This window comes from Streptomyces sp. MZ04 (assembly GCF_004684775.1).
GTDB lineage: Bacteria > Actinomycetota > Actinomycetes > Streptomycetales > Streptomycetaceae > Streptomyces.
In genome coordinates, this window is record NZ_SRIC01000076.1 from 22424 (window position 1) to 29819 (window position 7396).

Genomic DNA, 7396 nt, shown 5'->3' on the forward strand with positions numbered 1-7396 from the left:
CCGTCGCCCCCCTCGCAGTCTGATGTCGCAATCCCCGCGGCGCCGAACGGTCCACGGCGCAGCCCCTGTCGGGACGATACACCAGTCTCGTCACTCAGGGACATAGTCTCTCTACGCTCAGTGACTGTCAGCGGCCATGCGGACACGGGGCGCACGCGCGCGGGTGCGGAGCGTGCTCGAAGGGTCCCCCAACGGCCGTTACCGGGTTGTCAGTACGACGTTGCCGAGGGGCTCCCCGGCCGCGTACCGGGTCAGCTGCACGGCGAGCAGGCGCTTGGCGCGGGGCAGGAAGGCGGAGGTCGATCCGCCCACGTGCGGGCTGATGAGCACTCCAGGAGCGTGCCACAGGGGATGGCCGGCGGGCAGCGGTTCCGGGTCGGTGACGTCGAGGGCGGCGGTGATCCGGCCGCTCTCCAGTTCGGTGAGGAGCGCCTTGGTGTCGACGACGGGGCCGCGGGCGACGTTCACCAGGAGTGCGCCGTCCTTCATACGGGCCAGGAAGTCGGCGTTCACCAGGCCACGGGAGGTGTCGGTGAGGGGCGTGGAGACAACGACCACGTCGGCTTCGGGCAGCAGCGACGGCAGTTCGGCGAGCGGGTGCACGGGGCCGCGCTCCGTGGCGCGGGCGGAGCGCGCGACGCGCGCCACCCGCGCGCACTCGAAGGGAGCGAGCCGGTCCTCGATGGCGGAACCGATCGATCCGTATCCCACGATCAGCACGGACTTGTCGGCGAGCGCCGGGTAGAACCCGGACCGCCACTCCTCCTTGCGCTGCCCTTCGACGAATCCGGGGATGTCGCGCAGGGAGGCGAGGATCAGCGTGAGCGCGAGCTCCGCGGTGCTGGCCTCGTGGACACCCTTGGCATTGCACAACCGCACACCGGGCGCGAGGAACTTGAGTCCGGGCTCCACGTGGTCGATGCCCGCGGTGAGCGTCTGCACCACGCGCAGGGACGTCATCCCGGGCAGCGGGCGCACGGCGGTCTCCGAGGCCTTCATGTAGGGCACCGCGTAGAAGACGCAGTCGGCCGGATCCGCGGGGAACTCCGGGCCGCCGTCCCAGAAGCGGTAGTCGAGCCCTGCTTCGGGCCCGCCGGGCAGGCCCTCGATCTCGTCGGCGGGAAAGGGGAGCCATACATCTTTCGTCATGCTCAGGAGGCTAATGCGCACAGGCCGCACGCCGCGTCCGGGGCGGCAGAGGTTACGTTGGTGACCGCTAGGACTTGAGGTGGGGGGCACGGCCAGGTGGACCGCAGGACGATCGGCGCCGCAGCGCTCGAGGTGGGTGCGATCGGACTCGGCTGCATGCCGATGAACTGGGCCTATACAGGCTCGCGACAGCGGGGCGAGGAGTCACTGCGCACCGTGCACGCGGCACTGGACCAGGGCTCGACCCTGCTGGACACGGCGGACATGTACGGCCCGTTCACCAATGAGCACCTGGTGGGGCGTGCGCTCAAGGAGCGGCGCGCCGAGGCCTTCGTGTCGACCAAGTGCGGGCTCTTGGTGGGCGAGCAGCACATCGTGGCCAACGGCCGCCCCGGCTATGTGAAGCGGGCCTGCGACGCTTCGCTGCGGCGGCTGCAGACCGAGACCATCGACCTGTACCAGCTGCACCGCGCCGATCCCGAGGTGCCCATCGAGGAGACCTGGGGCGCGATGGCCGAGCTCGTCGCGGCGGGCAAGGTGCGGGCTCTCGGGCTGTGCGCGGTGGGGGCCCGGGCCTCGCGGCGTGAGGGCAGGGGACTGTACGAGGGAACGATCCGCCAGCTCGAACGGATCCAGCAGGTCTTCCCCGTCGGCGCGGTGGAGGCCGAGCTCTCGGTGTGGTCGCGGGAGGCGCTGCGGACCCTGCTCCCGTGGTGCGGTGCGCGAGGGGTCGGCTTCCTGGCGGCGATGCCGCTGGGCAACGGTTTCCTCACCGGGACGCTGACGCCGGGGCAGGGCTTCGAGCCGGACGATCTGCGGGCCCGGCATCCCCGTTTCACCGCCGAGATGATGGCGGCCAATCAGCCGCTGGTGGTGGGTCTTCGCCGGGTGGCCGAGCGGCACGGGGCGACGCCGGCGCAGGTGGCACTGGCGTGGGTGCTCGCGCAGGGGCCGCACGTGGTGCCGATTCCGGGGGCCAAGCGGGAGCGCTGGGCGGTGCAGAACGCGGAGGCGGCCGCGGTGCGGCTGACCGCGGCGGACCTGGCGGAGATCACGGCGCTGCCCGCGGCGCTGGGGTCGTGGGACTGAGGTCGTGGGACTGAGGTCGGCGTCCGGTCCGGCGGGGCTTGGCGTCCGCGATCTCGCGGCGGCGAGGTGGGAACCTGCGAGGGCCGAGCGGTGTATGAACAGTAGAAGCGCCGCGTCGAAGGGAACCTGATCGTGCAACGACCTGCTGTGACCGCCGTATTGGCCGCTGCCGCCCTCGTGTTCGCGGCGGGATGCTCGTCCGGGGGTGATGCGCCGGACGACCGGAAGAGTGCCGAGTCGAGCCCCGCGAAATCGAGCGGGACACCCACCGGGAAGCCACGCGCCGACGCCCCTCCGGAGAAGGGCGCGGCGAAAGTCACCAAGACGCTCACCGAGAACCTGAAGTCGCCGTGGGGCCTGGCAGCCCTCCCCGACGGAGACCTCCTTGTGTCCTCGCGCGACGAGGGGACGATCACCCGCGTCGACGGGAAGACGGGCAAGAAGACCGAGCTGGGAGAGGTGCCCGGCGTCGCCCCCGCCGGCGAGGGCGGCCTGATGGGCCTCGCGCTCTCTCCTTCGTACGCATCGGACCACATGGTGTACGCGTACTTCACGACGGAGTCCGACAACCGCATCGCCCGCATGCTGTACGACGAGAAGAAGCCGTCCGGGGAGCAGCTCGGCGCTCCCGACACGGTCTTCAAGGGCATCCCCAAGGGCACGATCCACAACGGCGGCCGGATCGCCTTCGGCCCCGACAAGATGCTCTACGCGGGCACGGGCGAGACGGGCGACACCGATCTGGCCCAGGACAAGGAGTCACTGGGCGGCAAGATCCTCCGCCTGACGCCGGACGGCGACCCGGCCCCCGGCAATCCCTTCGGCGACTCCCCCGTGTACTCGTACGGCCACCGCAATGTGCAGGGCCTTGCCTGGGACGAGGAGAAGCGGCTCTGGGCCTCGGAGTTCGGCCAGGACACCTGGGACGAGCTGAACGAGATCAAGGCCGGTGACAACTACGGCTGGCCCGAGGTCGAGGGCAAGGCGGACGGTGACGCAGGGGACGGCTTCCACGACCCGGTGGCCCAGTGGAAGACCTCCGAGGCATCCCCCAGCGGCATCGCCTATGCCGAGGGTTCGATCTGGATGGCGGGCCTGCGCGGCGAGCGGCTCTGGCGGATCCCGGTGCTCGGCGTGGACGGGACCGTGAAGCCCCAGTCCTTCCTGAAGGGTGAGCACGGCCGGCTGCGCACGGTGCTCGCGGCGGGCGGCGACAAGCTGTGGCTGCTCACCAGCGAGACGGACACACGGGGGACGCCGGAGAAGGGGGACGACAAGATCCTGGAGGTGGAGGTGAAGTAGCTCAGCTGCCCGGTTCGCCGGAGGGCGCCGTCTCCTCAGGGCCAGGGGTCTCGTCAGGGCCAGGGGTCTCGTCAGGGCCAGGGCCCTCGTCCGCGCGGGACGACGGGACGGGTGGGCGTACGACCACCTTGCCCGACGTCAGGTCTATCGGCCCTCGCCCCGGGTCGCCGTCGTTGAGGTCGACGCGGGTCATCTCCAGGCGCTTCTGCTCGTCGTCGGTGTGCTTGCGCCCTGGTGCGAACAGTGCCTCGATCGCGTTGAACACTGCGCCTCCCTGGAGCCGAGATCCTGCAGTCAAGCGTAAGCGAGGCCGCTGGAAACCGGCCGGGGCGGGAGAAGGGGCAGGTCAGCTAGCCGGCGGCCCGCTCGTCAGCCGGTGGGAACAGGCGCAGGCGATGGGCCAGGGCCGCTGCCTCGCCTCGGCCCGCGACGCCGAGCTTGGCGAGGATGTTGGAGACGTGGACGCTCGCGGTCTTCGGGGAGATGAAGAGTTCCTCGGCGATCTGACGGTTGCTGCGGCCCGCGGCGACGCGGCGGAGCACGTCCCGCTCCCTGCTGGTCAGGCCGAGCGCCTCGGCGGGGTCGACGGGAGTGAGGGGGGTGCGCGTGCTCGTCGCGTCGCGGTCGGGGTTCAGGGTCAGACGGGCGCGCTGGGCCAGCCCGGCGACGGCGTCGGCGAGGGGGCGGGCGGCCAGGCGTTCGGCGACCTCGCGGGCCTGGCGCAGCAGGCGGGCGGCGCGCTCGCGGTCCGCGTCCGCGCCGGCTCCCGCGCCCGTGGCGAAGGAGGTGGCGAGGAGGGATTCGGCGAGGCGGTGGCGGGTGCGGGCGAGGTCGTAGGGGCGGTCGAGGGGTTCGAACGCGGTGACCGCGGCGGACCAGTCGGCGGGGGTGTCGCGGTCCTCGGCGCGCAGGAGTTCGGCGCGTACCCACTGCTCGTAGGCGGCCCAGACGGGCATGGGCGCGGGGAGGTTTCTGGCGGCCAGGCGGATGCGTTCGATGGCCTCGGCGCGGCCGGGCTCGGCGGCGGGCAGGCCGCGGGTATCGGCCTCGGCGGTGGTGGCGGCGAGCAGCAGTGGCCAGGCGTAGCGCTGGGTGCCGGGCAGGAAGCCTGTGGCGATGGCCTGTTCCAGCTCCGTACGGGCGGCGGTGATGCCCGAGGCGGGGTCGGGGTCGACCGCCGCGATGCCGACGGCGACGGTGATCATGGGCAGGGAGTACTGGGGCATGCGGTCGTGGGTGCCGTAGTGGCCCCGGGCGGTGGCCAGTTGGGCGATGGCTTCGGGCCGATCGCCGCGGGCCAGGGCGATGACGGCCTGCTGGAGGGCTGCGCCGCCCCGTGGCTTCACGCTGAGCGCGCCGCGGCGGGCGGCCTCTGCGGCGTCCATGGCGTCGTCCCAACGGCCCAGTGAGACAAGGGATTCCGCCTTGTTGACCTGGACCCAGCTCTCGGTGTCCGTGAGTCCGTACTTCCGGCAGAGGGCGATGCCCTGGTCGCCGATGTCCAGGGATTCCAGGGAGCGGCCCGCGCCTTCGAGGACGGAGGGCATGTTGACATGGATGTGGGGAATCCGGGAGACGAGGGCCGGGGGCTCCATGCAGCGCCGCCTGACCGCGTACATCTCCGCGAACCCCTCTTCGACGTCGCCCGCGTCGACCAGGAGGCCGCCGAGGATGAGCCGGGCGTTGAGTTCGGTCTCCTCGGCCTTGACCATCCGGGCGTATTCGACGGCTCGTTGGGCCGCCGCCAGGGTCTCCTCGCCGGGGTTGTGGAGCATGCCCCAGGAGGCGACGTTGGTGAGCACGTCGGCGTGCACCTCGGACGGGGGCAGGCCGCGCACCAGCTCCTGGGCGGTGGCGATCTCCGCCCAGCCGTCACCGCGGCCGAGGGTCGAGGTGAGGCGCGAGCGCTGGATCCAGAACCAGGCGGCGCGCAGGGGGTCGGACTCCCCCTCCAGGAGCCGCAGCGCCCGCTTGGCGATCTTCAGGGCGCGTTCGCGTTCACCGCAGAGGCGGCCCGCGACGGCGGCCTCCGCCATGAGGTCGAGATAGCGCAGCGGGGTGGTCGCGGGGTCGCAGCCGCAGGCCGGGTAGACCTCGGCGTAATCGAGGGGGCGCAGTTCGAGGCGTACGTCTTCGGGGGCGTCGTCCCACAGCTCCATCGCCCGTTCGAGCAGGCGCAGTTGCTCGGAGTACGCATAGCGGCGGCGGGCCTCGACGGAGGCCCGCAGGACGGCGGGGAGCGCCTTCGCCGCGTCGTGCGCGTGGTACCAGTAGCTGGCCAGGCGGGTGGCCCGCTGGTCGTCGGCGACGAGCGAGGGGTCGGCTTCGAGGACCGTGGCGAAGCGGCGGCTGATCCGGGAGCGTTCGCCGGGCAGCAGATCGTCGCCGACGGCCTCGCGGACCAGGGAGTGCCGGAAGCGGTAGCCGTCGCCGTCGGGCGACGGCAGCAGGATGTTGGCGCCGACGGCGGCCCGCAGTGCCTCGATCAGGTCGTCCTCGGCGAGCTCCGCGACCGCGGCGAGCAGCGGGTACTCGACGGTCGAGCCGCCCTCGGCGACGATCCTCGCCACCCGCTGGGTGTCCTCGGGCAGCTCCTCGACCCGGACGAGAAGGAGATCGCGCAGCGAGTCGGTGAGGCTCGCGCAGCTGTTGCCGTGCGAGGCGACGGCGAGTTCCTCGACGAAGAAGGCGTTGCCGTCCGAGCGGTCGAAGATGTCGTCCACCAGGGACTGTTCGGGCTCGGCGCTGAGGATCCCCGCCATCTGGCGGGCGACCTCGTCCTTGCTGAAGCGGGCGAGTTCGATGCGGCGCACGGTGCGCAGCCGGTCGAGTTCGGCGAGCAGGGGGCGCAGCGGGTGGCGGCGGTGTATGTCGTCGGCGCGGTAGGTCGCGACGACGACGAGGCTGCCGCTGCGCAGCGTGCGGAAGAGATAGGCGAGGAGGTGGCGGGTCGAGGCGTCCGCCCAGTGCAGGTCCTCCAGGAGGACGACGACCGGGCGGTCGGCGGCGAGGCGCTCCAGGAGGCGGGCGGTCAGCTCGAAGAGCCGGGCCATGCCCTCCTCGTCGTGCTGGGCGTCGGTGCCGCGGCGGCGCTGGGGTGCCTCACCGAGCTCGGGAAGCAGCCGGGCCAGCTCACCCTCCTGGTCGGCGGCCTCGGCGTCGAACTCTTCGGGGAACTGGCGGCGCAGGGAGCGCAGGGCGCTGGAGAAGGGGGCGAACGGCAGTCCGTCCGCGCCGATCTCGACGCAGCCGCCGAGCGCGACGACGGCTCCTTGCGCGCAGGCCGCCGCGGTGAACTCCTCGATGAGGCGCGTCTTTCCGACGCCCGCCTCGCCGCCGAGCAGCAATGCCTGCGGCTCGCCCGTGCCGGGGGTGCTCCCCTTGGCACGGGCGAGTGCGTCGTTCAGTACGTCCAGTTCGTCGGAGCGGCCGACGAACACCGGGCTTACGGACCTGGTCTCCACAGGCGTGAGCATCGCACAAGGGGCGGCCAACCCGGCAGGGGATATCCCTCTGCCCTGGGCGGATGCCCCCGTGCTCTTCACGCGGCCCGCGTGAATCGGGCCCGCCGCAGGCCCGTACTCACCCGCCCCTCGCTTTCGTGGCGGGCCGAGCGGCGGTCGGCGCGGTCCGCCTTGGCCTCGCGGGCCACGCGGAGGAGGCGGCGGCGGTCGGCCTCACGGGCGAGGTCGGCGGCACGCAGCTGGTGCATCTCGTACTCGAACATGTCGACTCCCTGGCTGATCTGACTACCGGTGTCCGGCTTCGCTTTCTGCGATGCCCTTACTTTCGTCTGCCAGGGAGGGTCGGCACATCGGGAGAGTGACGCATCTTGAGGGGGTGGGGGGCCTTAGGG

6 protein-coding genes are annotated in these 7396 nt (G+C 72.0%); 2 read left to right on the forward strand and 4 right to left on the reverse strand.

Annotation, left to right across the window (positions count from 1 at the left end):
* Window positions 1–198: 198 nt before the first annotated feature.
* Entirely contained in the window at window positions 199–1149 is a 951-nt protein-coding gene (locus E2651_RS18140; RefSeq protein ID WP_135332203.1) for a 2-hydroxyacid dehydrogenase, read from the reverse strand.
* Window positions 1150–1245: 96 nt separating this feature from the next.
* On the opposite strand from E2651_RS18140, the gene E2651_RS18145 reads away from it, so the two are divergent.
* Together E2651_RS18145 and E2651_RS18150 are read left to right on the forward strand one after the other, a co-directional pair.
* Window positions 1246–2238: an aldo/keto reductase gene (locus E2651_RS18145; RefSeq protein ID WP_135332204.1), complete on the forward strand. Its 993-nt coding sequence runs from the start codon at window positions 1246–1248 to the stop codon at window positions 2236–2238.
* Window positions 2239–2385: 147 nt separating this feature from the next.
* On the forward strand, window positions 2386–3540 hold the full coding sequence (locus E2651_RS18150) for a PQQ-dependent sugar dehydrogenase (protein ID WP_245238954.1): 1155 nt from the start codon (window positions 2386–2388) through the stop codon (window positions 3538–3540).
* Between the two features lies 1 nt (window position 3541).
* Here E2651_RS18150 and E2651_RS18155 read toward each other — a convergent pair whose 3' ends face one another.
* The 3 genes from E2651_RS18155 to E2651_RS18165 form a co-directional block, all read right to left on the reverse strand.
* On the reverse strand, window positions 3542–3805 hold the full coding sequence (locus tag E2651_RS18155) for a DUF6191 domain-containing protein (protein ID WP_135332206.1): 264 nt from the start codon (window positions 3803–3805) through the stop codon (window positions 3542–3544).
* Between the two features lie 85 nt (window positions 3806–3890).
* Complete coding sequence (locus tag E2651_RS18160) at window positions 3891–7016, reverse strand: helix-turn-helix transcriptional regulator (protein WP_135332207.1); 3126 nt, start codon at window positions 7014–7016, stop codon at window positions 3891–3893.
* A gap of 65 nt (window positions 7017–7081) precedes the next feature.
* Window positions 7082–7267: a hypothetical protein gene (locus E2651_RS18165; RefSeq protein ID WP_135332208.1), complete on the reverse strand. Its 186-nt coding sequence runs from the start codon at window positions 7265–7267 to the stop codon at window positions 7082–7084.
* Window positions 7268–7396 lie beyond the last annotated feature (129 nt).